Below are 23,901 nucleotides of genomic sequence, written 5' to 3' on the forward strand. Positions count from 1 at the left end.
TTTTAATTGAACTATGAAGAGCTACAAGGAGTTAGAGATTTACAAAATGGCTTATGATCTTGCATTTGATGTGCATAGCATGACCATGGGTTTACCTAAATATGAATTATATGAACAAGGAAGTCAGGTTAGAAGGTCTTCAAAAAGTATTAAAGATAATATTGCTGAAGGTTATGGAAGACGAAGATATAAAGCTGAATTTATTAGATTTTTAATTTTTGCACATTCTTCATGTGATGAGAGTATTTCTCAATTAAATATGATTAATGATATTCATTTTAAAAAAAAATCGTTGAATGAACTCATATCTAAATATGAAGTTTTAAGTAAAAAGATTTATAAATTTGTTGAATATGTTGAGGGGAACTGGAAGTGAATATAAAACCTGCAACCCGAAACCTGAAACTTGAAACAATAGTAATCATACTCTTTGCTGGTTTAATGCTTTTTGGTTTTGCAACAGATTCTGTAGCTCAAGAAAAAAAAGGCAAGCTTGGCGATTTTGAAGATGCCAATAAAGGCAAGAAAAGTAGTAATGACAATGACGATGATGATGATGGAGGTTGGCTTTCATTCTTTTTTGATATTGGAATAGATATTCTGCTAAGTGATTCAGATGATGACGAAGAAGTGGAAGATGGTGCCAATAGTTTAGCAGCCGATAAAATTTCTTTTGGTGCATTTCCGTTTGATCCTTCAGGAATTGCGCAAAGTGATTATGAAGGTAAGAATTTCTTAGGCCGTATTAGTGGTGGATATCAGGAAATTGATTCAAAGACACACGGATTGCGTTTGAACGGTCAATTTCAGTTTTCCGGCAAACACGGCATGACGCTCGATTTTATTTATTATACGGAATCTTTGCCAACTCACACAGATCATTTACAAGTAATTGGTCTGGCTTATCGACATCTATTTCATGCAGATAATAATTTGTTATTTGCAGGAAATGCAGGTTTAAAAGTATTGAATCCTGATAAATTTAAAGATGCTGATTTTGGTTTGGAAATGGCAATTGATGCGCAATGGTTTATCGCAAATCCAATCAGCATAAACGGCAAAATTGGTTTTGCCCCAATTGTTGATCAGCTTGACGCACCGGAGCCGCCATTTCTTTTTGATTTTGAAATTGGTGCCGGTCTGCATATGAATAATTTTGAATTGTTTGCAGCCTACAAAACAATGGTTCCGTCTGTTGATCCGGGCAGTGCTTTACATGGCCAAGAGCTGGGTTTACGAATTTGGTTTTAAAAGTTAAATGAATGTCATTCCTGCATGTTTTTAGCAGGGATCTGAGAATAAGATTCCCGAGTAGCCAATTTGGGAATGACAATGAGTAAAATAAGTCTAAAATTGATTGTTTGAATAAATGAAAAAATATTTATTGCTAATACTTGCTTTCAGTTTTTTTATTTCCTGCAATGAAACAAAAACACCTCAAGTGTCTGCGGATTCAAAGCTTCAACTGGCCAATACATTTTATAATAATGGTTTATATGAGGCGGCTGTAAACGAATATCTTGAGTACATAAATAATTATGCGGTTGACGCCAATCGCCAGGCAAGTACTTTTTATAATATTGCTAATATTTATTTCGATAGGATCAACGATTATGAAAAAGCATTGCAATATTATTTTAAAATTAAATATTTATACCCGGAAAGCACTTTGCAGGGAGAAGTGGGCAAGCGAATTGTTAATTGCCTGGAAAGACTAAAAAGAAGCAAAGACGCCAATCGTTATGTTCAGCAGGAAGCAGCTTTGGACAAAAACAGTGTTCAGGAGAAAAGACCTGGAGCAGTTTTGGCTGAAATTGGAGAACGCAAAATTACTCAGGGTGATATTGATTTTGAAATAAGCAAGATGCCCTCATATATGCAAAATCAGTTTGCTGATAAAAAGGGAAGACAGGAATTTTTACAGCAATTTGTTATTCAGGAATTATTGTATGACACGGCCAAAAAACAAGGACTTGATAAAGATAAAGAAGTGATTGAGGGGACATTTCGCATTCAAAAAAGTTTAATGTCGGAAAAGATTTTACAAGCGGAAATGAAAGACCAACCTCAAATAACTGCTGCGGATGCCCAATTATTTTATAATGCAAACAAGGATCGTTACGCTGAGAAAGATGAAAAGGGGAAAATCAAAAAGCAGAAAGCTTTTAATGAAGTAGCCGAACAAGCTGCAAGAGACCTGGCTTTTCAGCGACAACAAGAGGCATATCAAAGACTGGCGGAAAGATTAATCAAAGCCAATAACGTAAAGATTTATGAAGACAAGGTTAAGTAGGAGCTGTCTCCTGACAGCGATTAAGTAAGAAGTAAATAAAGTTGAATTAATAATTCTGAATTCGAAGTGGCTCTTTTCAGATTCTTGAATACAAAAAAACAAAATGTTAAAGAAAAAATTTATTAAAAAAAGTATATCTCCTCTATTTATTATTTTGGCCATTTTAGCGTCCAATCTATCTGCTCAAACTTCTCTCATCGAAGTGAAGTCGGCGGTTGATACGGCTGAGATTTTTATTGGCGATCGTATTAATTATTCCATTGTAATCAGCCATCAAGCAGGTTTACGTGTTGAGCAACCAGGCGAAGGGTTACATCTTGGTGCGTTTGAAATTAAAGAATATAATTTTAGTGAGCCTGAGGAAAATGAAGGAATCATAACCCAGCGTTTTGATTTTACAATCTCTGTTTACGATACCGGGCAATTTACTATTCCGGCTTTTCCGGTTGCCTATTTTCCTGACACTACAATGAATTACAAAATAATCGAGGCATCTCCGATTGATATATTTGTAAAATCTGTTTTGTCTGGTGAGGAGGCTCCTGAACTAAAAGACGTAAAACCACCTATTGAATTCCCATTAGACTATGTTTTTATGTATTCAATGCTGGCGGTAGCTTTGCTGATTGTTTTAGCCGGCTGGTTTGGATATCGTGCATGGAAACAAAAACAGGAAAAAGGATTTCTTTTTTCTCCACCACCAAAACCAAGACCGGCGCACGAAATTGCTCTTGAGGCTTTGGAAGAATTATATGGTTCGGATTTGCTTGAATCCGGACAACTTAAAATCTTTTATATTCGTCTAACAGAAATATTGAGAAATTATCTTGAAGGCAGGTATTATATTTCTGCGATGGAAGAAACCACAGATGAAATAATTCGCGATTTGATTGAGCATATCGATGAAGAAAAAAGAGATGAATTATCCGGGATTCTAAAAGAAGCTGATCTTGTAAAATTTGCAAAACATAAACCGCAATCTGGACAAACAGAAGAAATAAAGCAGCAAAGTGAAAGATTTATTCAGGAAACAAAGCTTGTTTTTGAGGAACAAGTTTTACCGGAGGAAGAAACGGTTACACAATAATCTAAAAAGAATCAACATAGTTTATAAAACTTAAAAGCAGGGTTAATACTGAAAATGAGATACTTTCCTGCAAGTATCACAAAATTATATTCTATTAGGAGGCCTTTATGATAATGCGATTTTTTATTGTGGTTATAGTGGCAGCAATGCTCGTTAACTGCTCAAGTGTTGCAAAATTTAGAACCGATGATAATCCGGATTTAAACTTGCAACAAACATCTGCAAAAGATATCAAGGTATATTCTACTTCAGATATCGGGCGAGAATATGTAATTATTGGACAAGTTGTTGCCAGTGCAGATGCCGGATCAAATTCTGAGAAATCTGTTGTTCATCTTAAGAAAGTTGCAGCAAAACTTGGAGCTGATGCAATTATTGATTTAAGATTAGAAATAAGTCAGGGTTATTGGCAAAATGCCATCAGAGCTGAAGGGACTGCGGTTAAATTTAAATAATTTTGGAGAAAAAGATGATGAAAAAATTACTTTTAATTATAAGTGTTGCACTATTAACATCCTGCGTTTTTAAAACACATTATATTCAAGATGGTGCCCAAGCCTATGAAAAAACAGATTATAATTCGATAAAAATTTATTCCGGCCAAGATATTGGATTAGAATATACTGTTATTGGCAGTGTTGCAGCAGATGCACCCGGTAATGGTGACAAAGTATTAAAAGAATTAAAGAAGGAAGCTGCTTTAGTAGGGGCAGATGCAATTATAAATTTGAGACTAACCAAGTTTACTTCTTTTGGTGGCAGGACAGGTGCATCAGGAGTGGCAGTAAAAATCAAATAGGATTATCATGGGCAAATCCATAACAATCATACTTCTATCATTGTTTGTATCAAACAGTTTTGCCAATACTACAGGTAGGCAAGTACGTCAGGTTCGTGATGGCTCTTCTGTGATTGGGGTTGGAATTTTAAAGGGTGACAAAGTGAAAGATGGATTCACTTTGCACTATTTGTCTTTAAATAGAGAATTAGACAATGACTTTGAATCGGGTTTTGGATTTGCAATAAATTACTTTGATGTTCTAAACCTTGATGATGGTTTTAAGGGGACTTTCTTTTCTTATAGTCCCCAATTTGCTTTAAACTATTATCTCAACGATGGACCGGTCCAAATTATTATTGGAGGTGCGGCTCACTTAGTTTTTGGATCTGAGAGAATAAATAATCAGACATCAAATTTCTTTATTGGGCCTCAGCTAAAAGAAACTTTTGGAATTAAGTTAGCAGATACGATTTGTATAAAGGCTGGAGGTTTTCAATTGTGGCATTTGGGATCAGAAATATTGCCATCTGATTTTGGATTAACAGCCGGTTTTGATATTTCATTTTAAGTGTATTGCTAAAATATTGTATGGGTATTAATTAGATATGTTTGAATTTCGAGATCCGGAATATTTAATTCTTTTTATTTTATTACCAGGGATTGTATTCTGGTATTTTAAAGGTCGAAGGCGTAAAAATGCCCAACTTAAATACTCGGATGTTAATCTTGTAAAGCGTCTTGGGAAAACAATTAAACAACGCTTAACGCCACTTATTTTGCTTTTACGTTTGGTGGCTTTCTCTGCATTGGTGTTGGCTTTGGCGCGACCACAAAGCAGCAGTAAAGAGGAAGAAATAGTTACTGAAGGTGTGGATATTGTGTTGGCAATGGATGTATCCACAAGTATGCTTGCTGAAGATTTTAAGCCTAATAATCGTTTGCAGGCTGCAAAAAGTGTAGCACGGGAATTTATAAAAAGCCGTAGCAACGATCGCCTGGGAATGGTTGTTTTTGCGGGTGAGAGTTTTACTCAGTGCCCGCTAACTTTGGATTATGGAGTTCTGTTAACATTGCTGGAAGACATCAAAATTGCTGATAAAAATTGGGATGGAACGGCCATTGGCATGGGGATTGTAAATGCGGTTAACAGGTTGCGCGATAGTAAAACCAAAAGCAAAATTATCATTCTGTTAACAGATGGTGTTAATAATCGCGGCCAGGTAGCACCATTAACAGCTGCCCAAATTGCTAAAGCTTTTGATATAAAAATTTATACTATCGGGGCGGGGAAACACGGCACAGCAATGTATCCGGTTGATGATCCATACTTTGGAAAAAAATATGTCCCAATGCAGGTTGATATTGATGAAGAAGTTTTAACAAATATTGCTGATTTGACTGGAGCTAAATATTTCCGGGCAACAGATACAAAAAAGTTAAAAGAAGTTTATGATGAAATAAGTGAATTGGAAAAGACCCAAATTGAAGTTTTAGAATTTACCCGCTATGAGGAGCTTTTTGTTTATTTTCTTGCGATAGCACTTTTTTCATTTCTGGTGGAGATTGTCCTGGCCAACACTTATTTCAGGAGAATACCCTAACAAAGAATTTATGAATTATTGATTATTGGAATAGTGAAATGTTTATATAATAAATTTCTTCCCAACAATTCACTTATTCATTAATTCAATAATCCTAAGGTTTTATTATGGAAGTTCTAAGATTTGCAAACCCGTCTTACTTGTATGGCTTATGGGCAGTTTTTCTCATAACAGCTTTCTATATTTATGTTTTTCGTAGCCGTGAAAAATTGCTTAAAAAATTTGGGCATATTGAAATTTTACAAAAAATGATGCCCGGTTATAAAAACAGCCGTCGCATTTGGAAAGCAGCTTTAATTCACCTGGCTTTTATTAGCCTGGTATTGGCTATTTCCGGCCCGCAAATTGGCACTGCAATGGAGGATGTGAAACGGGAAGGGATTGATATAATTGTCGCCCTTGACGTATCTCTGAGCATGCAGGCTGAGGATATCGCTCCCAACAGACTGGAAAAAGCAAAGTATGAAGTTAATAAGCTGATTGACATTTTGGAAGGTGATCGTATCGGTCTTGTGGCATTTGCGGGTATGGCCCATGTTCAGGCACCTTTAACATTGGATTATTCTGCGGCACGTTTATTTTTGCGGTTGATGGAAACTAATCTTATTCCGCAACCCGGAACAGCCATTGGTGATGCAATTCGCACAGCACAAAAAGCATTCAATCAAAAAGAGAGAAAGCACAAAGTTCTTATTTTAATTACAGATGGTGAAGATCATGAAAGCGATCCTTTAAAAGCTGCAGAAGAGGCAGCACAGGAAGGAATAATAATTTATACAATAGGTTTAGGATCGCCACAAGGTGTACCAATTCCGCTGATTAATAAATATGGCAATAAAGAAGGGTTTAAAAAGGACCGCAAAGGTAATGTTGTAACAACCAAACTGGATGCCACAACCCTTCAACAAATTGCTTATGCTACTGAGGGGAAATATTATATTTCGACATCCGGTGAAGCTGAGCTTGATGAAATCTATAAAGAAGTTAGCCAGATGGAAAAAAAGGAGCTGACCTCAAGGCAATTTTCACAATATGAAAACCGCTTTCAAATATTTGTTGCTTTAGCAATACTGTTTTTGTTGATTGAAACTTTTTTACCAGTTACCGTAAAAATTGAACGACCTTAAACTATCAATTAGAAAGATAAATAACATAGAATGTTTTTTTCAAAGATAAGACAATTGTTCACATTGCTGATTTTAGTTCCAATTATTACAAATGCTCAAAGCCTTCGTGAAAAGGTAAATAAAGGAAATGAGCATTACAGCCAATCTGAATATGAGCTTGCAATTAATAAATATAAAGATGCGTTATTGGATGATCCTTTAAATGAAAGGATTTTATTTAATGAAGCAGATGCCTTGTATAAAATGGAAAAATATGACGAAGCTTTGGAAGGTTTTCAGAAAATTCTTGGAAGTAAAGATTTGAACCTGGCATCTCAGGCACATTTTAATATTGGAAACGTACACTTTAAGCAAGAGAAATTAACAGAAAGTATCTATGCCTATAAAAAAGCGTTGGAGTTAAACTCTTCGGATTATGATGCGAAATATAACCTGGAACTGGCTCGGGCAAAACTGAAAGAACAATCTGAGAAACAAGAACAAAAAAACGATGAAAAACAGGAAAATATTGAACCGAGTGATTACGCAAAAAAAATAAAAGAGCAAGCAGAGGCTCTGGCTTCTCAAGGGTTGTTTAAGCAAGCCCTGAGTTTAATGAACCGGGAATTAAAAAATGATCCGACCATTGCGGCGTTTAAGAAGTTTTCAGAACGGTTGCAAAATGTTGTAGATATTGATGAGGGTGTTTAGATTTGAAATTTTTAATAATATTAATTTTGTTTAGTAGCCCGCTATTAGCAAATGAGGAGATTTTTAATAAATCTGCTAACCTCTATATTAATGGCAATCTGCAGGAAGCCGGGCGACTAATCCAAACGGCTTTACAGGCTGACCCTTCCAATGAAAAACTGAGGGCATTGCTGGATAAAATCCGCGAAGAACTGGAACAAGAGAAGCAAGACTCTCAGGGTGAAAATAGCCAGGATCAGCAGCAAGAGGAACAAGAGCAGGAACAACAGCAAGGCGAAGATCAGCAGGAGCAAGAAGGCCAGGAAGAAAAAGAGGAACAACAAAAGCAGGAAGAGCAACAGCAGCAGGAAGCTGAAAAGAATGAACAGGAAGAACAGGAAAAACAACAGCAGGCCCAGGCAGAAAAAGAAGAAGAAATAAACAAAGAAGAAGCAGAACGTATTTTAAAGGCCTTGCAAGCTGAAGAGCAGGATGCCCAAAAAAGAAAAGCACCGGTACAAGGTACACGGCGTGCACGAGGTAAAGATTGGTGAGTTTAATTTCTCAAAGTTTAAGTAAATGATAAAAAATTTCAAATTTCAAAAATCAAATTTCAAAATTGGGGCAATCCCGGTTATACTAATTTCCTTAATTTTGGTATTCCCTGAATTATGTCTGGCACAGGACGTAAACATAAAAGCTTTTGTATCAAAGAATAAAATTAACAGTGAAGAGCGATTTGAATACTCTGTAGAAGTTAGTGGTAAATCAACCAGCTTGCCTGATATAAAGTTTGCTGAGTTGAAAGATTTCTTTGTGCTGTCCGGTCCAAATCAATCAACAAATATTCAATTTGTGAATGGGGCAATGACCTCATCAAAAACTCTTTCTTTTGTTCTCAAACCGCGTAAAGTGGGGCAGCTTGTTATTGGCAAAGCAACACTGGAATTTAAAGGTACTACCTACGAAACAAAGCCAATAACGATCAATGTTACAAAAGCTAATCCGGCAGCTCAAAAACAACAAACCCAACGGAACAATCAAAATAATAATCAAATTTCTTCTGATAATATTTTTTTAAGAAGCCATATTTCTAAAAAGAAAGCATTTATTGGTGAACAAATTGTTGTTGAATATAAACTCTATTTTAAAGTAAATGTGCGGACTTATGAATTGGAAAGTATTCCATCAAATGTTGGCTTTTGGACCGAGGATTTTGATTTACCGCAACGGCCGCAAATAGAAAGTGAAGTTATAAACGGTGTTAATTATCAGGTTGCAACTCTAAAAAAGGTAGCTGCATTCGCAACCCGTGTTGGTGATCTTGAATTGGACCCTTTGATTGTTAATGTTGAAGCTGTTGTTGCCTCACGCAGAAACAGGCGGAGTTTATTTGATAGCTTTTTTGAACCAAGTGGGCGGTCGGTTAGAAAACAACTAAGTAGTAAGAAAATAAAACTAAAAATATCAGCATTGCCCGAAAAGAATAAACCGTCTGATTTTGCCGGGGCGGTCGGTGGCTTCAATTTCAATGTAAAAGCAGATAAAATTAGTGCTGAGGTTAATGAAGCAGTAACTCTAAAGATCGATTTATCAGGCGCGGGTAATATTAAATTGACCGAACTTCCAGTACCGGAAATCCCACCGGATATTGAAAAGTATGATCCAAAATTAAGTTCAAATATCTCAAAAAAGGGCGGAATAATAAGCGGTACTAAAAACGCTGAATATCTGCTCATTCCACGTGTGCCTGGAACTTTTAAAATTAAACCAATTTCTTTTAGTTACTTCGATCCCGTTAAGAAAAAATATTTTACAAAAACAAGCGGACCACTCGTGCTAAATGTATCGGGAGAAGCCAACCCAACTGCTTCATCGCCAATGGCGGGGTTTAGTAGAAAAGAAGTTACAATGATTGGCCGGGATATCCGCTTTATTAAAGAGAGCACTGTGTTTCAAAAAATATCTGATCGTGGATATTTTTCCGGTACATTGATCGGTGGTTTCATCCTTAGTGTATTTCTTTTTGCAGGTTTTCTTTTTTATGATGATCATCGCGCTAAAATTGATGGAAATATTGCGCTGAAACGTAACAGATATGCTGGAAAATTAGCAGCTAAATTTTTGTCGGAAGCTCATAAAAATATACAAATGGATGATGCTAACCTGTTCTATAAATCAGTCAGTGCCGCACTATCAAAATTTGTACAAGATAAATTAAATATTGAGCTTACTGATTTTAATGTTAAAAATGTTGAAACTGCTTTAAAAAAACGGCAAATAACGGATGACATTATTAAGGATTATACTGATTTAGTTAGTGAATGTGACTTTATGCAATTTGCCTCTAATTCCGGATCACAGGAAGAGAAACAGAATATTCTTGAAAAGGCGAAAGTGGTAATCACAAAAATGGAAAAATATATTTAAGTATTAACCACACATTACAACAGATCAAAAAAATAATTATTTATGTACAAAAAACTATTTACACTTTTCATTCTAATATCGCTAAATCTCGCTTTTGCTAACCAGGTTCAAGAGCAATTTGATACCGCAAATAAATTGTATCAGGAAAAGCAGTTTGAGGACGCTATTGAGACTTATGAAAAAATAATCTTAGCAGGATTTGAGAGTGGCGATTTATACTTTAACCTGGGCAATGCATATTATAAAACAGGAAATATTGCCAGGTCTCGATTAAACTATGAACGCGCTCTACTTTGGATGGAAGGCGATGATGATTTAGCTCAAAACCTTGAATTGTTAAAACTTCGGCTCGTTGATCAGATTGAGCCGACTCCAAAAATATTTATTTCAGCCTGGTGGGAAAAGTTACTTAAACTGTTTAATATGGATCTGCTTGGTTATTTTGTTTTAGGTCTGCTTTGGCTCACTTTAGTATTGGCCTCATTGCTTTTGCATTATAGAAAACGGGGATTAAATAGATTTAAAACTGTTTTTGTACTTTCATTGATTCTTTGGATTTTGATTGGAACAATCTGGATCTCCAAAATTTACCAGTTTGAAACAGAGAACTATGGCATTATATTAAAAAGTACTGTCACAATTCATTCAGAGCCAGCTGAAGACGCAACCGAACTCTTTGTAATCCATGAAGGCACAAAAGTGCAAATAGAAGGCAAAACTGATTCTTGGTTTGAAATTCGTCTTGAAGACGGAAAAACAGGATGGCTTATGTTTGATGCTGTTGAAATCATTTAAAGGAATTCTATGAAAACTTTGACAACTCTTATTGTATTTACACTTTTAATTGCCTGCTCATCAACTCAAAAAACGGTTGTACAAGATACTGAAAATAGCGGATCTGGTTATGATGAGTCTTTTGACCCGAACACTTTAAATGATGATGATATTGTAATCGCAAAACTTGAAAACGTGGTACCGGAATCTAAAACTAAGGATATTGAAAATTCTCTGGATGAAGGGGAAATTAAATTCCGAGAAGGAAATGGTTTTCGCGTACAATTAGTTGCAACCAAAAATATCGAAGCTGCTACATTAACTGAATCTGAAGCAAAGGATATTTTTAATTCAAAATACACGGTTTATTTAATTTTTGATGCACCTCTTTATAAAGTCCGTGTAGGTGACGCTGCAAATCGCAATGCTGCTGAAGAAATCCGGGAAATGGCTAAGAATTATGGATACCGTGAGGCGTTTATTGTGCCAAGCAAAGTAAATATACCTGTCAAGAATTCCTTTTAAGAATAATCTATGTTTGCATTCCGCGGATTAGTCAAAATTTCTGCTAACTTTTCGCTCAAATCTTTGTATATTATACCCTCATCTGCAAGACAAATTAACTAAACATTTTTTTTATAAGGGGATTGTAAATGAAAAAACTAATTTTGTTAATCTTAACTAGCATGGTTTTAATTATGTGTACAAAACAAGAAGTACAAAATCCTTTTTTTAGTGAATGGAAAACGCCATATGGCATTGCACCATTCGATCAAATAAGTGAAGAACATTATGTACCTGCCTTTAAAAAAGGTATGGAGGATCAACTGGCGGCCATTGAAAAAATTACAGCCAACCCGGAAGCTCCAACATTTGTCAACACGATAGAAGCACTTGAAAAAAGTGATCCTTTATTGACAAATGTCAGTTATGTTTTTTTCAATCTAAATTCTGCAAATACAAACGATACAATGCAGGCAATCAATAAAGAAATAACCCCATTATTATCCAAACACAATGACGACCGGAATTTAAATCCTGATTTATTCCAAAGAGTAAAAACACTTTATGATACCAAGGATGGTTTAGGATTAACAGGTGAACAAACACAGCTTTTAACAGATTATTACAAAGGGTTTGTTCGTGGTGGTGCCAATTTATCTGATGAAAACAAAGCTAAGTTCCGCGAAATAAATGGAGAACTTTCTGTATTGGCTGTTCAGTTTGGCGAAAATGTATTAAAGGAAGATAATGCTTTTGAAATGGTTTTGGAAAATGAAGAAGATTTAGCCGGGTTGCCGGAATCTGTACGAAATGCTGCTGCTGAAGCCGCGAAAGAAAAAGGCTATGAAGGTAAGTGGCTTTTTACTCCACACAAACCAAGCTGGATTCCATTCCTTACATTTTCAGAGCGACGTGATCTGCGTGAAAAGCTTTATGGTGGCTATATAAATCGTGGTGACAATAATAATGAATTCGACAATAAAAAAATTATAGCCAAGATGGTCAACTTACGTATTCGCAAAGCAAACCTGCTTGGGTATGAAACACATTCCCATTTTGTTTTAGAAGAACGGATGGCCAAAACACCGGGCAATGTATACAATCTTTTAAACAAGATTTGGCCTCCGGCCCTTAAAATGGCTAAAAAAGAACGCGCTATGATGCAGAAAATGATTGATAAAGATGGTGGCGATTTTAAGCTTGCTGCTTCAGACTGGTGGTATTATGCAGAGAAAATCCGTAAAGAAAAATTTGATTTAAATGAAGATGAAATTCGCCCATATCTAAAAATTGACAATGTAATTTCCGGATCTTTTATTCTTGCAGAAAAACTTTTTGGGCTGTCTTTTGAAGAACGCACAGATATTCCAAAATATCATGAAGATGTTAAAACGTATGTTGTTAAAGAAGCAGACGGCACAATGGTTGGCGTTTATCTTTCTGACTGGTTTTACCGCGGAAGCAAACGTGGCGGTGCCTGGATGAATTCCTTCCGTAAACAAAGCGCAATGGATGGTAAAAAAGTGTTACCAATTATTTACAATGTTGGAAACTTTACAAAACCAACAGCAGATGCACCTTCTTTATTAAGCCTGGATGAGGCCAATACTTTGTTTCATGAATTTGGACATGCGCTTCACGGTTTATTATCCGATTGCACATATCCATCTATTTCCGGGACTAGTGTACCCAGGGATTTTGTGGAATTTCCGTCACAGGTTTTGGAAAATTGGGTTCTGGAACCTGAAATGTTAAATCTTTATGCCAAGCATTATCAAACCGGTGAAATAATGCCTGCTTCTTTGATTGAAAAAATAGAGAAAGCCGGTAAATTTAACCAGGGTTTTACAACTGTTGAATACATGGCAGCAGCACTTCTGGATATGGCGTACCACACATTGACTAATGAAGATCCGAATCTGGATATTAATAAGTTTGAAAAGAAAGTGTTAGACGACCTGGGATTGATTCCGGAAATTATCAGCCGTTATCGCACAACTTATTTCCGCCACATTACCGGCGGATATTCTTCAGGCTATTATAGCTATATCTGGTCAGAAATTATGGATGCTGACACGTTTGGAGCTTTTAAAGAAAAAGGCATCTTCGATAAGGAAACTGCCGATTCATATCGTAATAATATTTTGGCAAAAGGCGGGACAGTAGAAGCAATGGAAATGTTTAAGAATTTCCGTGGCCGTGAACCTGAAACAGAACCGTTACTTAAAAAACGCGGGCTAAAATAAATAATATTTGTGATCATGCAGGGATAATCTCTGCATGATCTTTTTTTTATTTTTTTAAACGTTCAATAAGACCCTTTATTGTTGCCCTTGTTTCTTTGCTCCACCATTGGTCTAAAAACGTTTCGACAGAATCTTCAAAGTCAATATCGAGCTGCACAAACAATTCTCGCCTAAAATTCATTTTGCTTGTCTGAAAAACATTTGGGATAATCCGTAAGTATTGATTCATCTTTTCTTCAGCTTTTTTTAATAAAGTTTCTCCGGAGCATTTTTCATCAATCAACCCGTGTTCAAGTGCCTGGTCTACAGATAAAAGTTTTCCTTCTAACAAATATTGATAAGCTTTACCTCTACCCAGCCAGAATGAATAAATATGAAAAAAATTCTCTGGAACAATAATACCCAAAGGTACTTCATTAAGCCCGATTGTGTAACTTCCATCAACCATTATTCGCCAATCGGCTGGAATGGCCAACACGCATCCACCGGCAGGGGAATGCCCTGAAACAGTAACAATTAGTGGCTTTTGAAATTTGGCCATTTTTACCATGAGACTAAAAAGCAGCGACCAATATTCTTTGCTCTGCTCGCGATCATAATTAAAAACTTCAACAACATCCACACCCACTGAAAAAAAATGTTCCTGGCCGGTAAGAATAACACCTAAAACACTTTCGTCTTTTTTCAATTGATTGAAGCAAGTGTGGAGCTCGTTCAGCATTTCCATATTAATGGGATTTGATTTACCACGGTTTAGCGCAAGAAGTGTATAAGTTGTGTTTTTTTCAAGTTTGATTGTATTGAAGTTTTCCATGACCTATCCTATTTAAAAAATTTCCGAAGTATAATTTTGTCAAGCATTCTGTCTGTAAGAAGATTGTGAATTATCCAGCTTTGTATTTTGTCTCTATAAAGCGGATATCTTGTTTTTGGTTTTTTCTTATGAAAGATATCAAAAATTTTTGCTGCTACAAAATCTGCTGAAAGGTAATTCTTCTCTTGCTCATTTAAAGCTTCCTTGAAGCGGTTTATGGTTTTCCCCCAATCGCTGTCACCATATTTAACATTAACATCATCAACCGGAGCTTTGCCCCAAATTGGAGTATTAACAGAACCTGGACCAACGATGATTACATCGATACCATAAATAAGCAATTCACGGCGTAAGCTGTGTGAAATGGCTTCGACGGCATGTTTAGATGCTGCATAAGGTCCGGCAAATGGATATCCAATCTTGCCGGAAACAGAACTGATATTGATTATTTTTCCCGGAGTAAGCGGATAATTTTGTTTTGCTCCAAGCAGAGGCAAAAAGGACCTGGTTACATTTAATAAGCCAAAAACGTTTACATCAAACTGTTGTTGAAGTTCATCCGTCGGGACATGCATTAATGGGCCGCTAATGGCAATACCGGCATTATTAATCAAACCTGAAAGCCCGGAATTGCCAATATTTTTTTTTGTAATTTCTACGCTTTCTTTGATTGCTTCAGAATTAGTAACATCAAAAATAAGTGGAATAAAATTTGGTCCGATTTCTTTGTTAATCTTAATAGCATCTTCTTTTTTACGGACGCTACCAAAAACTTTATACCCTGCATTTGCAAACATTTTTACACATTCTAAACCGATACCGCTGGATACCCCTGTAATTACAATTGATTTCATGATATTAATCTTGTTTAATTATTCGTGATAATATGCAAACAGGGCAGCACCAGTTGCAATAATCAAATAAGGTAGTTTTTAATTATTTGTGTCTTGTAAGATTGGATTTAAACCTGGACTAAACAAATTAAAACTAAGGCCAGGGATGTAAAAAATGCATAAGAGGGTGTTACAAGTGGTATCGCTTTATTTGGCAGGATTAGACCAAAAAAACCTTTGTCATCACCAATCATTTTTTGAAAGTTAGTTAACGGGCATTTGCCTTTATTTATCCAGAGAAGCATTCCCTCCAGCAATATTGCGCAAAGTGCGCTGTATGTCCAAAAGTTGATGGTTCCGGAGAATACAGAATAATATACATATCCCAGGCAGAATGTTAAAAATATTACAATAATGCTATGTATAATTCTGCTAATAATTATCATATTTTATAGATTAAGTTTTTCAATTTGTCTATGTTTAAACGAGCTAACATATTTTAACATTTTACTATATTGATTTATTTCCTTTGAAACCTGTATGAAAAATAATACAAAAGCATATATTTTTACTGCAATGGCCATTTTATTTTGGGCAACTTCGGCAACGGCTTTTAAAATTGCATTGAAATATGTATCCCCATTTCATTTGTTACTATACAGTGTATTTGTTTCAACCATCTCACTTTTTGTTATAATAATTATTCAGAAAAAACTGAATCAGTTATTTAGGTTAAAATTAAAAAATATTCTGATTTTTGCCGGTCTTGGCTTTTTAAATCCATTTCTTTATTATTTAATTTTGTTTGAAGCATATAGTTTATTGCCGGGGCAAATTGCAATGTCATTAAACTATGCCTGGCCAATTGCTTTAATTCTGCTATCTGTTCCAATCCTGAAACAAACGCTTACTTCGCAACAGGTTTTAGCGGTGTTGATTAGTTTTATTGGCGCAGTAATAATTGCCACACGTGGAGAGATCATCTCCTTTACAAATGTCAGCTATTTAGGGGTAACACTCGCAATTGTCAGCACACTTATCTGGGCAACATTTTGGCTGACAAATGCCAAAGATAAGCAGGACCCGGTCATCAAATTATTTATCGGATTTTGTTTCGGTCTGGTATATACTTTTTTGGCAAGTCCTTTTTGGGGTGGGATTGAAATACCGGTTTTTGAAGCCTGGGTGCCATTAATCTATATCGGTATGTTTGAGATGGGAGTAACTTTTGTCCTTTGGTTGATAGCTCTAAAACTTGCATCAAGTGCAGCCAGGATTGGAAACCTTATTTTCATTGCCCCATTTTTGTCTTTGGTGTTTCTAAATCTGATTTTGGGAGAAGAAATCTATGTTTCCACATTTTTGGGACTGGTGTTAATTGTAGCCGGGATAATTATTCAGACATTTGCCTCAAAGGACAATCTGTAAAACAGGAGTGCCTCGTGTGGTTTGAGGCCCTCCATATGAGAAAATGAGAATAAGGTTTATAAAATATTTTTACCTGTAAACTTCAATTGTTTTTATTTTGGCCGGGTTAATTGCCATCTGGCCTTGTGTTTCCAAACTGGCAATTTTATCAACCACGTCCATTCCTTTGGTTACTTCGCCAAAAACGGTGTACTGTTTGTCTAAACCCTGACGGTCACCATGCATTATAAAAAATTGTGAACCGGCACCGGCATTTATGTTCGGTGTTCTGGCAGTTGATAAAATTCCGCGTTTATGGGTTCTTTCATTAAATTCGTGAGGTATATTGGCAATTGGGCCTCCAGAACCATACAGTGCTTTATTTGATGTTTTTGTATGAGGATCACCGCCTTGTATCATAAATCCAGCCATTACGCGGTGAAAGAGGGTATTATCATAATAGCCACTTTCTGCCCTGGTAATAAAATTGAAACATTGGATTGGGGCTGATTCAGGAAAGAATTTAACTTCAATGTTACCATAATCGGTTATAAAACGTGCCTTAATCCCATTCAGTTTGCTGGCAAGAAACAACAATTTGTCATCACTCATGCGCATTTTTGTGATCATGGATTCAAGTTTTGTTACCTGTTCTTTAAGTTTTTCATTTTCAGGTGCTAAATCCTTTTTTCCTTCACATGAAAATAAAACCACAAAAAAAATGGGCAGAATAAATTTTGCAAATCTCATAAACTAAATCTCCTTAAAATTTTAAAAAGTTTAAATTAATTTGAATTAATAATCTATGCAACATTAGCTTTGATTATCGTATGTTAATACTCGACTATGGTCTGAGCTAATAAATGGAGCCTTTTATGAATAACATTGTGAGATTTAGTTTCTTCGCTTTTCTTTTTTTAGTCTCTTGCGATGTAAATATAAATAAAGATTTTGTTATCCCTGATAATACTACAGTAGAGAATGACCTGATCTCAGTAAACGGGAATATAAATATTGGTGAAAATTGCATTGTTGAGGCTAATCTCAGCACTGTAAATGGTAATATTGAAATCAAAAAATTCACTCGTATTGAATCTTCCATCCAAACTGTAAATGGAAATATTTCTATAATTGAAAAAGTAAAAGTGGATGGGGACATTACAAGTTTAACCGGTCTCATTGAAATAAATAATTCTACAGTTGTTGGAAATGTCTCAAACATTAGCGGCGATATTGAAGTAAATAAAATAGAACTCGATGGCGATTTGATTTCAAACTTCGGCAAGATTACGATCGAAAACAATTCAGAGATAAATGGATCTGTAGTCATTAAGGCTAATGATGAAATCCCTGAGAAATTGAGAAATGTTAAAATTATCATTTCTGACAGCTCCGTAATCCAGGGTGATTTAGTTAATGATAACAGAGATGTCATTGTCTCGGTTTTTATCGAAGAGGGAAGTTCAATCTATGGGGAAATAATTGACGCTGATCTTGTTGATCAAATTGAAGATCTCGATTATAAATAATTTCAATTATATTTTTTTTACATCAAATAATAGAAATTGCCAGTAACAAATTCCTACCAGTAAATACCATAATTTTGAAAAAAATATGATAATTCCGCGAGAATTTTAGAATTCCGATTATTTATGTTTCTCCATGCAAAATATTTTGGAAAAAGCATAATGCAAAGGAATGTTATAATCATGTTTTCTTCAATTCTTGTTTTGGGGATATTTCTTTTTAATAACTTTGGGGCAGACAATTCAAGTCTTTCATTACCAAAGGTGGTGAATAATGGTTCTTTCGTTGTATTGGAGTTATTTACATCTCTAAGTTGTTCAAGTTGCCCGGATGCTGAAAAACATCTTGCAGAAGTACAGAAAATAGCAGATAAGGAAGGGTTGCCTGTTTACCCGATTTCTTTCCATGTGGATTACTGGAACCATCTTGGTTGGGTAGATAAATTTAGTAATGAAATTTATAGCGAACGACAGCAACAATACTCAAGGGTTTTTAAAAAATATAATATTTATACACCCCAAATGGTTGTGAACGGCCAATTTGAATTTGTCGGTTCAAATAGATCCCTTTGTGAAAAAAAGATAGCGGGGTTCTTAGATAATAAGCCAGAAACTAATACACAAATTGAAGCCACATTTGAGCATTTGAATGATACGATTAAAATAAAATATGATATAAATAAATTTAATTCCGGTTATGTAAATTTTGCTCTCGTTGAAAACTCCAGAGAAATTGAAGTAAAGAGTGGCGAAAATGCTGGAAAAAAAATTAAATGTATTAACATTGTGCGTGCTTTTAAACAAAAAAATAGCCTTGAAAAATCAGGGACAATTCTTTTTAAATGCCCTCCGGATATTGATCGAAATAACATGCACATCCTTGTTTATCTTCAGAATAAGGTTGATATGCGTGTCCGCGGTGCAACCCTTGCCAAACTGATTTAATTTTATATTTTTTTTACACTATAATCTTTTATCCTTATCTTACCCAATATTATCATACCTCTGGGATTAATCAAAATAAGTTGGAAAATATGAATTCTGAACACCGCAAAGTGAATCAGCATTTTATTCGTATGGCCGGAACATTTAGTATTATGGCTGGGATATTTGTCCTTGCTTCAATATTTTATGTTTTTGTTGTTCTGGGCAGTATGGGACTTGAGTTTTCAATGTTTGAAGACACAAAAGCCCTGCTTACATGGATAGATGCTAATAAATTGGCATACTCAATTTTGTGGGTTCATTATGCCATAATCGGGGTTCTGATGCTACCCGCTCCATTAGCTGCATCTCAAGTTTTTCGTCAGCATAGCAACAGATCTTCGTCAATGGCGACAGTTTCCTATCTTGTGGGACTATGTGGTTTTTATCTTTTGATTATCGCATCCATTGTTTTTTTTACTATTTCACCCATTACAGCAAAAGCATTTACGCTGGGAACAAATAATTCACTTTTACTACACGAAATTTTTGTTGCACTAGGAATGCAGTTTCGCCTTTTTGGGGAATTTATGATTGGTCTCTGGATTGCCGGAATTGGGATTCACCGGGTTAGAAAAAATAAGATTGATTCATTTGGATGGTATTGTGTTGTTTTTGCTGTAAGCTCAACAATTATTACAATTGCAAAATCATTTAATTTATTTGATTGGGAACCTCTTTTAGGGATGGCGCTGGCGTTTACATATATTTGGCTTGGCTGGATTATGCGTCAAAAATCGAAGTAAACCCTGGTAAAAAGGGGGAGAAGTCATTTTAATTACTTATGGTGAGCATGCCGAACTATTGCCAAATCCTTTTTTGGAAACTTGGCATTAATCTTAAAAGCCAACCTGTAATATACCATCTTTTTGAGATGTAGGCGATTTTCTTCTTATGTTCAATGGCTTTTATTATTTGTTTTGCAGCCCTTTTCATGGGAATTATCCAAAGCATTTCTTTGAACCCATCGAATGACGGGGTTTTTAAAAATCCCGGACAAATTTCCGTAACATATATTTTTTGTTTTTCCATTCTATTCCTCAATCCTTCAAGGTAGATTGATATAAAAGCCTTTGATGCATTAAAAGATGTGTGGCAAATACTACCAAAGAATTTATTTAACGAAGAAATGCCAACAATATGTCCGGATCCTGTTTTTAAAAAATAATGAGCGGCAAAATTTGCAATAGCTGTAAAACCTAAAACATTTGTGCGGATTGTTTTTTCATCAATGGCCCATTGCAGGTTGTGATTCTCGCCAATTGTACCTGCGGCAATGATGCAAATATCCATACCGTGCATCTTTTTAATCATATGGCTCAAAGTGGGCTTAATAGTATTTATATCTTGCGAATTAAAAACACACCAATGAAAATGGCCGGAAAACTCCTTATCTAACTCAATCAACACATCTTCTCTTTTTCCTGTGCCTCCAACTATATAGCCTTTTTCAATCATTTGGTAGGTAAGTTCAAGACCAATTCCAGAAGTACAACCAATTATCAAAGCCTTCTTTTGAGGCATAATTACTCCCTTATCAAACCGGTATTTTTTAACCTAAGTTACAAAGGAAAAATCTATACAAAAAGTTTTTTAATAATTGTTATCAGGCAACTAATTATCTGCGTTGTAATTTTTTCTTAGTACGCGGCGCATCAATTTATTTGAAGCAGTTCTGGGTAATTCAGTTCTAATGATTAAATCAAATATTTTAAATAAGGGATTAATTTTTGTACCAATCAATTTGTTAAGGTCATTTTTAAGTATTTGCACATTAATATTTTGCTTGAGAATAATAAATATTACAAGCTTTTCCTGTCCTTCACCCTGGGGTTGAACAGCGATGGCGGCGCTTTCATAAATTGAACTGTGTTGATTAATCACAGTTTCCAGCTCCAATGAGCTAACTTTAATTCCACCGAGGTTCATGGTGTCATCCGCCCGGCCTTGTGCTCTAAAATATCCGTTAAATAATTTTGCCATATGGTCACCATGTCGGCGTAATATTTCATGTTCAGGGCCAAAAGGACAATCCTTATAATATGTTTTCTCATGATCTTTATTAAGCAGTTTTTGAGAAAGCCCAATTGAAGGAGGTATTAGAAATAATTCTCCCATTTCACCTTCATTTACTGGATTATTTTCTTCGTTGAGGAAAACGAAATCCAATCCAAGAGCTGCAGTTGAAAATGTTGCCGGAGATGCTGCCTGGACAACGGTTCCGGTAATATGACCACCTCCAATTTCCGTTCCACCTAAATATTCAATCACGGGTGCTTTATAACGAGTGCGGCTCATTAACCAAAGATAATCCTCCCTGTTAGATGGTTCTCCTGTAGAGCTGAAAACATTGATGTCTTGCCAATCATCTTGTTTTACAAGATCATTTGTGCGCCAGGCTCTAACTATAGAAGGGATTACTCCAAGCATATTTACCTTTGCGTCTTTTACAAATCTTACAAATCCTTCTGTTACCGGAGCGCCTTCATATAAAGCCATTGTACCCTGATTAATAAATGTAGCAAAAATGAGCCACGGTCCCATCATCCAGCCAATATTAGTTGGCCAGCAAACCACGTCTCCGGATTTAAGATCCTGATGAAAGCAACCATCCATTGCATTTTTTATAGGTGTAAGATGGTTCCATGGAATGGCCTTTGGAGCGCCGGTTGTACCCGATGAAAACAGGATGTTTATTACATCATAAGGAGTGCAAATAACCGATTCAAACTTTCGCTCCTTTGATAAAAAATCAGTCCACAAAATATCAGTGTCTCTGATATTTGGAGTTGAATTATCGGTATTGATAATGATTGCTTTTGGAGAATTTGCTTCTTTAACCTTGTTGTAAAGATAAATATTTTTTCCAGCTCTACTATAAAAATCTACAGTAATTATAGCTTTACTTTTAGAAATTTCAAGCCTTTTATTTAATTCTTCAGCAGAAAAACTATCCGCAATTGATACAACCCGGAAACCACATTTTATTATGGCAAGATATGCCGCGACACATTCAACTGTCATTGGCATGTAAATCGCAATCGCATCATTTATTTTAAAATTATTTTCGATAAGACCATTGGCAATTCGGTTAACTAATTTTTCTAAATCTGCATAAGATGTGATATTTAGTTCATTCGAATTTTCACTTGAAGAAATTATGGCAGGTTGATCATCGGGAGCAGTAAAACAGCTATCAACACAATTTAATTTTGCTCCAGGCAACCAGTCAGGATTCTTAACGTCATCGGGCAGGTTTATTATTTTTGATGGATTTGTTTTAAAAACAACTGACAATTTTTCAATAACCTTTTGCCAAAACTCGGATCGGTTATTTGCAGTCCAGGTATGAAATTCTTTATAATCCGTGAAATTCAATTCTTGCATTAGTAAAGCAATATTGGATTTTTTAAGTGCATTGTCATCCGGAAACCAAGCAAGGGCAGGGCCATCTTTTTCATTTCTATCCGAGTAAACTTGATTAAATTTTTCCCAATGTTTTTCAAAAGGCAGGTTTTCTCCCAGCTGGATTTTTTTTATAAAATCATTCCACAAATTCTCCTGATGTTGTGCTGGTGAAATCTCCATAATAACCTTTCTTTACAGTTTTTTTTCAACATAACAAATTCCATTTTGCCAAAAAAGATGATTTTTGAAAATTAGGTTGATTTTCATTTTTGATGTATTATATTTAAAATAAGATATCAAAATGATATCATAAAGAAATCATTCATGAAAGGAGCTGTCATGTTAAATGAAAAACTATCTGTCCAGAAAAGCGGTTGGACTGCTTTGGGTATTTTGATTCTTTTGGTCTTAATTACAATCTACTCTTTTATTTATGGGATTTATCTTTCCAAAGAGCATTTTATCCCCGAAGGTCCAATCACTATTTTTGTATCGGCCCTTTTTCTTGGATTATGGGGTTTTATGTTTAGCGGGTTGTTTACCGTGGAACCAAATCAAGCGGTTGCTCTCCTCTTATTTGGAAAGTACAAAGGGACCGAAAAAACAATGGGTTTCCGTTGGGCAAATCCGTTATACAGCAGAAAAAAAATCTCGTTACGCGCACGTAATTTTGATAGTGATAAGCTTAAAGTGAACGACAAAAAGGGTAATCCAATTGAAATATCCGCAGTTATTGTCTGGCATGTAAATGATACTGCACAAGCCCTTTTCGATGTTGATGATTTTATCGGTTATGTAAGGATTCAATCAGAATCTGCGATACGCCATTTGGCCACACATTACGCCTATGATAAAACAGGGGGCGAAAAAGAAAGCCTTCGCTCTTCGATTGATGAGGTATCTGAAGCACTTGGAAGAGAAATTCAGGAGCGTGTTAAAACTGCAGGAGTAACAGTTGATGAGGCACGGATAAATCATCTTGCTTATGCACCTGAAATAGCTCATGCCATGCTGCAGCGTCAACAAGCTGAGGCAATTATTGCTGCGCGCCAAAAAATTGTTGATGGGGCAGTTGGGATGGTTGAAATGGCATTGAAAAGATTAAAAGATGAAAATGTTATCGAGCTGGATGAAGAACGTAAGGCAAGTATGGTAAGCAATTTAATGGTCGTTTTAAGTTCTGACAAGTCTGCCCAACCAATTATTAATACAGGTTCTATATATTAATCATGCCTTCAACCGAAAAGAAAAAATCATTAATTTTAAGGATCAACCCGCAATTGTGGGTTGATCTTAATAAATGGGCAGAAGACGAATTACGTAGCCTGAACGGGCAGATTGAATTTGTTTTGCGTGAGGCAGTTCGTAAAAGAAAAAATGAGTCAGAAGAGAGCAAGGGCTGATAGATGTTTTCAGC

Annotated in this window: 27 protein-coding genes; 21 read left to right on the top strand and 6 right to left on the bottom strand. The window is 35.6% G+C overall.

Annotation, left to right across the window (positions count from 1 at the left end; all coding sequences use genetic code 11):
* Positions 1 to 13 precede the first annotated feature (13 nt).
* From HND50_00245 to HND50_00315, 15 genes are all read left to right on the top strand, one after another.
* Positions 14 to 376 (top strand): four helix bundle protein, encoded by a 363-nt coding sequence (locus tag HND50_00245; GenBank protein ID NOG43633.1) that lies wholly within the window; start codon positions 14 to 16, stop codon positions 374 to 376.
* Positions 373 to 1,251 carry a hypothetical protein gene (locus HND50_00250; protein ID NOG43634.1) on the top strand — a complete coding sequence of 293 codons (879 nt, stop codon included), beginning with the start codon at positions 373 to 375 and terminating at the stop codon, positions 1,249 to 1,251. The genes HND50_00245 and HND50_00250 overlap by 4 nt, the downstream gene beginning before the upstream one ends.
* Positions 1,252 to 1,369: 118 nt before the next feature.
* Positions 1,370 to 2,293, top strand: coding sequence for a hypothetical protein (locus HND50_00255; GenBank protein NOG43635.1), 924 nt, complete (start codon positions 1,370 to 1,372; stop codon positions 2,291 to 2,293).
* Positions 2,294 to 2,396: 103 nt separating this feature from the next.
* On the top strand, positions 2,397 to 3,380 hold the full coding sequence (locus tag HND50_00260) for a hypothetical protein (GenBank protein ID NOG43636.1): 984 nt from the start codon (positions 2,397 to 2,399) through the stop codon (positions 3,378 to 3,380).
* Positions 3,381 to 3,487: 107 nt separating this feature from the next.
* Positions 3,488 to 3,835: a heavy metal-binding domain-containing protein gene (locus HND50_00265; GenBank protein ID NOG43637.1), complete on the top strand. Its 348-nt coding sequence runs from the start codon at positions 3,488 to 3,490 to the stop codon at positions 3,833 to 3,835.
* 14 nt (positions 3,836 to 3,849) lie between these two features.
* Positions 3,850 to 4,179: a hypothetical protein gene (locus HND50_00270; protein NOG43638.1), complete on the top strand. Its 330-nt coding sequence runs from the start codon at positions 3,850 to 3,852 to the stop codon at positions 4,177 to 4,179.
* 7 nt (positions 4,180 to 4,186) lie between these two features.
* Positions 4,187 to 4,729 carry a hypothetical protein gene (locus tag HND50_00275; protein NOG43639.1) on the top strand — a complete coding sequence of 181 codons (543 nt, stop codon included), beginning with the start codon at positions 4,187 to 4,189 and terminating at the stop codon, positions 4,727 to 4,729.
* Between the two features lie 37 nt (positions 4,730 to 4,766).
* Positions 4,767 to 5,762 (top strand): VWA domain-containing protein, encoded by a 996-nt coding sequence (locus HND50_00280; protein NOG43640.1) that lies wholly within the window; start codon positions 4,767 to 4,769, stop codon positions 5,760 to 5,762.
* Between the two features lie 107 nt (positions 5,763 to 5,869).
* Positions 5,870 to 6,889, top strand: coding sequence for a VWA domain-containing protein (locus HND50_00285; protein ID NOG43641.1), 1,020 nt, complete (start codon positions 5,870 to 5,872; stop codon positions 6,887 to 6,889).
* Positions 6,890 to 6,919: 30 nt separating this feature from the next.
* A complete protein-coding gene (locus HND50_00290) occupies positions 6,920 to 7,579 on the top strand; it encodes a tetratricopeptide repeat protein (GenBank protein ID NOG43642.1) in 660 nt (219 codons plus the stop codon).
* Positions 7,580 to 7,581: 2 nt separating this feature from the next.
* Complete coding sequence (locus HND50_00295) at positions 7,582 to 8,112, top strand: hypothetical protein (protein ID NOG43643.1); 531 nt, start codon at positions 7,582 to 7,584, stop codon at positions 8,110 to 8,112.
* Positions 8,113 to 8,137: 25 nt separating this feature from the next.
* Entirely contained in the window at positions 8,138 to 9,988 is a 1,851-nt protein-coding gene (locus HND50_00300) for a protein BatD (protein NOG43644.1), read from the top strand.
* 42 nt (positions 9,989 to 10,030) lie between these two features.
* Complete coding sequence (locus HND50_00305; protein NOG43645.1) at positions 10,031 to 10,783, top strand: tetratricopeptide repeat protein; 753 nt, start codon at positions 10,031 to 10,033, stop codon at positions 10,781 to 10,783.
* A gap of 9 nt (positions 10,784 to 10,792) precedes the next feature.
* A complete protein-coding gene (locus HND50_00310) occupies positions 10,793 to 11,287 on the top strand; it encodes an SPOR domain-containing protein (GenBank protein NOG43646.1) in 495 nt (164 codons plus the stop codon).
* A gap of 128 nt (positions 11,288 to 11,415) precedes the next feature.
* Positions 11,416 to 13,512 (top strand): M3 family metallopeptidase, encoded by a 2,097-nt coding sequence (locus tag HND50_00315; protein ID NOG43647.1) that lies wholly within the window; start codon positions 11,416 to 11,418, stop codon positions 13,510 to 13,512.
* Positions 13,513 to 13,558: 46 nt separating this feature from the next.
* Here HND50_00315 and HND50_00320 read toward each other — a convergent pair whose 3' ends face one another.
* The 3 genes from HND50_00320 to HND50_00330 form a co-directional block, all read right to left on the bottom strand.
* A complete protein-coding gene (locus HND50_00320; GenBank protein NOG43648.1) occupies positions 13,559 to 14,326 on the bottom strand; it encodes an enoyl-CoA hydratase/isomerase family protein in 768 nt (255 codons plus the stop codon).
* Between the two features lie 8 nt (positions 14,327 to 14,334).
* A complete protein-coding gene (locus HND50_00325; GenBank protein NOG43649.1) occupies positions 14,335 to 15,180 on the bottom strand; it encodes an SDR family oxidoreductase in 846 nt (281 codons plus the stop codon).
* A gap of 107 nt (positions 15,181 to 15,287) precedes the next feature.
* Positions 15,288 to 15,464: a hypothetical protein gene (locus HND50_00330; protein NOG43650.1), complete on the bottom strand. Its 177-nt coding sequence runs from the start codon at positions 15,462 to 15,464 to the stop codon at positions 15,288 to 15,290.
* Between the two features lie 235 nt (positions 15,465 to 15,699).
* Here HND50_00330 and HND50_00335 point away from each other — a divergent pair, with 235 nt between their 5' ends.
* Entirely contained in the window at positions 15,700 to 16,587 is an 888-nt protein-coding gene (locus tag HND50_00335; GenBank protein NOG43651.1) for a DMT family transporter, read from the top strand.
* Positions 16,588 to 16,656: 69 nt separating this feature from the next.
* Here the strand turns inward: HND50_00335 and HND50_00340 are convergent, their stop codons facing one another.
* Positions 16,657 to 17,178, bottom strand: a complete 522-nt coding sequence (locus tag HND50_00340) for a peptidylprolyl isomerase (GenBank protein ID NOG43652.1) — start codon at positions 17,176 to 17,178, stop codon at positions 16,657 to 16,659.
* Between the two features lie 263 nt (positions 17,179 to 17,441).
* On the opposite strand from HND50_00340, the gene HND50_00345 reads away from it, so the two are divergent.
* From HND50_00345 to HND50_00355, 3 genes are all read left to right on the top strand, one after another.
* A complete protein-coding gene (locus HND50_00345; GenBank protein NOG43653.1) occupies positions 17,442 to 18,095 on the top strand; it encodes a hypothetical protein in 654 nt (217 codons plus the stop codon).
* A 159-nt stretch (positions 18,096 to 18,254) separates the two neighbouring features.
* A complete protein-coding gene (locus HND50_00350; GenBank protein ID NOG43654.1) occupies positions 18,255 to 19,037 on the top strand; it encodes a DUF1223 domain-containing protein in 783 nt (260 codons plus the stop codon).
* A gap of 89 nt (positions 19,038 to 19,126) precedes the next feature.
* Complete coding sequence (locus HND50_00355; protein ID NOG43655.1) at positions 19,127 to 19,822, top strand: hypothetical protein; 696 nt, start codon at positions 19,127 to 19,129, stop codon at positions 19,820 to 19,822.
* A 55-nt stretch (positions 19,823 to 19,877) separates the two neighbouring features.
* Here the strand turns inward: HND50_00355 and HND50_00360 are convergent, their stop codons facing one another.
* Both HND50_00360 and HND50_00365 read right to left on the bottom strand, forming a co-directional pair.
* A complete protein-coding gene (locus HND50_00360; protein NOG43656.1) occupies positions 19,878 to 20,600 on the bottom strand; it encodes an SDR family NAD(P)-dependent oxidoreductase in 723 nt (240 codons plus the stop codon).
* Positions 20,601 to 20,690: 90 nt separating this feature from the next.
* Entirely contained in the window at positions 20,691 to 22,664 is a 1,974-nt protein-coding gene (locus tag HND50_00365; protein NOG43657.1) for an AMP-binding protein, read from the bottom strand.
* 159 nt (positions 22,665 to 22,823) lie between these two features.
* On the opposite strand from HND50_00365, the gene HND50_00370 reads away from it, so the two are divergent.
* Together HND50_00370 and HND50_00375 are read left to right on the top strand one after the other, a co-directional pair.
* Positions 22,824 to 23,711, top strand: a complete 888-nt coding sequence (locus HND50_00370; GenBank protein ID NOG43658.1) for an SPFH domain-containing protein — start codon at positions 22,824 to 22,826, stop codon at positions 23,709 to 23,711.
* Positions 23,712 to 23,713: 2 nt separating this feature from the next.
* A complete protein-coding gene (locus tag HND50_00375; protein NOG43659.1) occupies positions 23,714 to 23,887 on the top strand; it encodes an Arc family DNA binding domain-containing protein in 174 nt (57 codons plus the stop codon).
* Positions 23,888 to 23,901: the final 14 nt, after the last annotated feature.

The organism is Calditrichota bacterium, from assembly GCA_013112635.1.
Lineage (GTDB): Bacteria > Calditrichota > Calditrichia > Calditrichales > J004 > JABFGF01.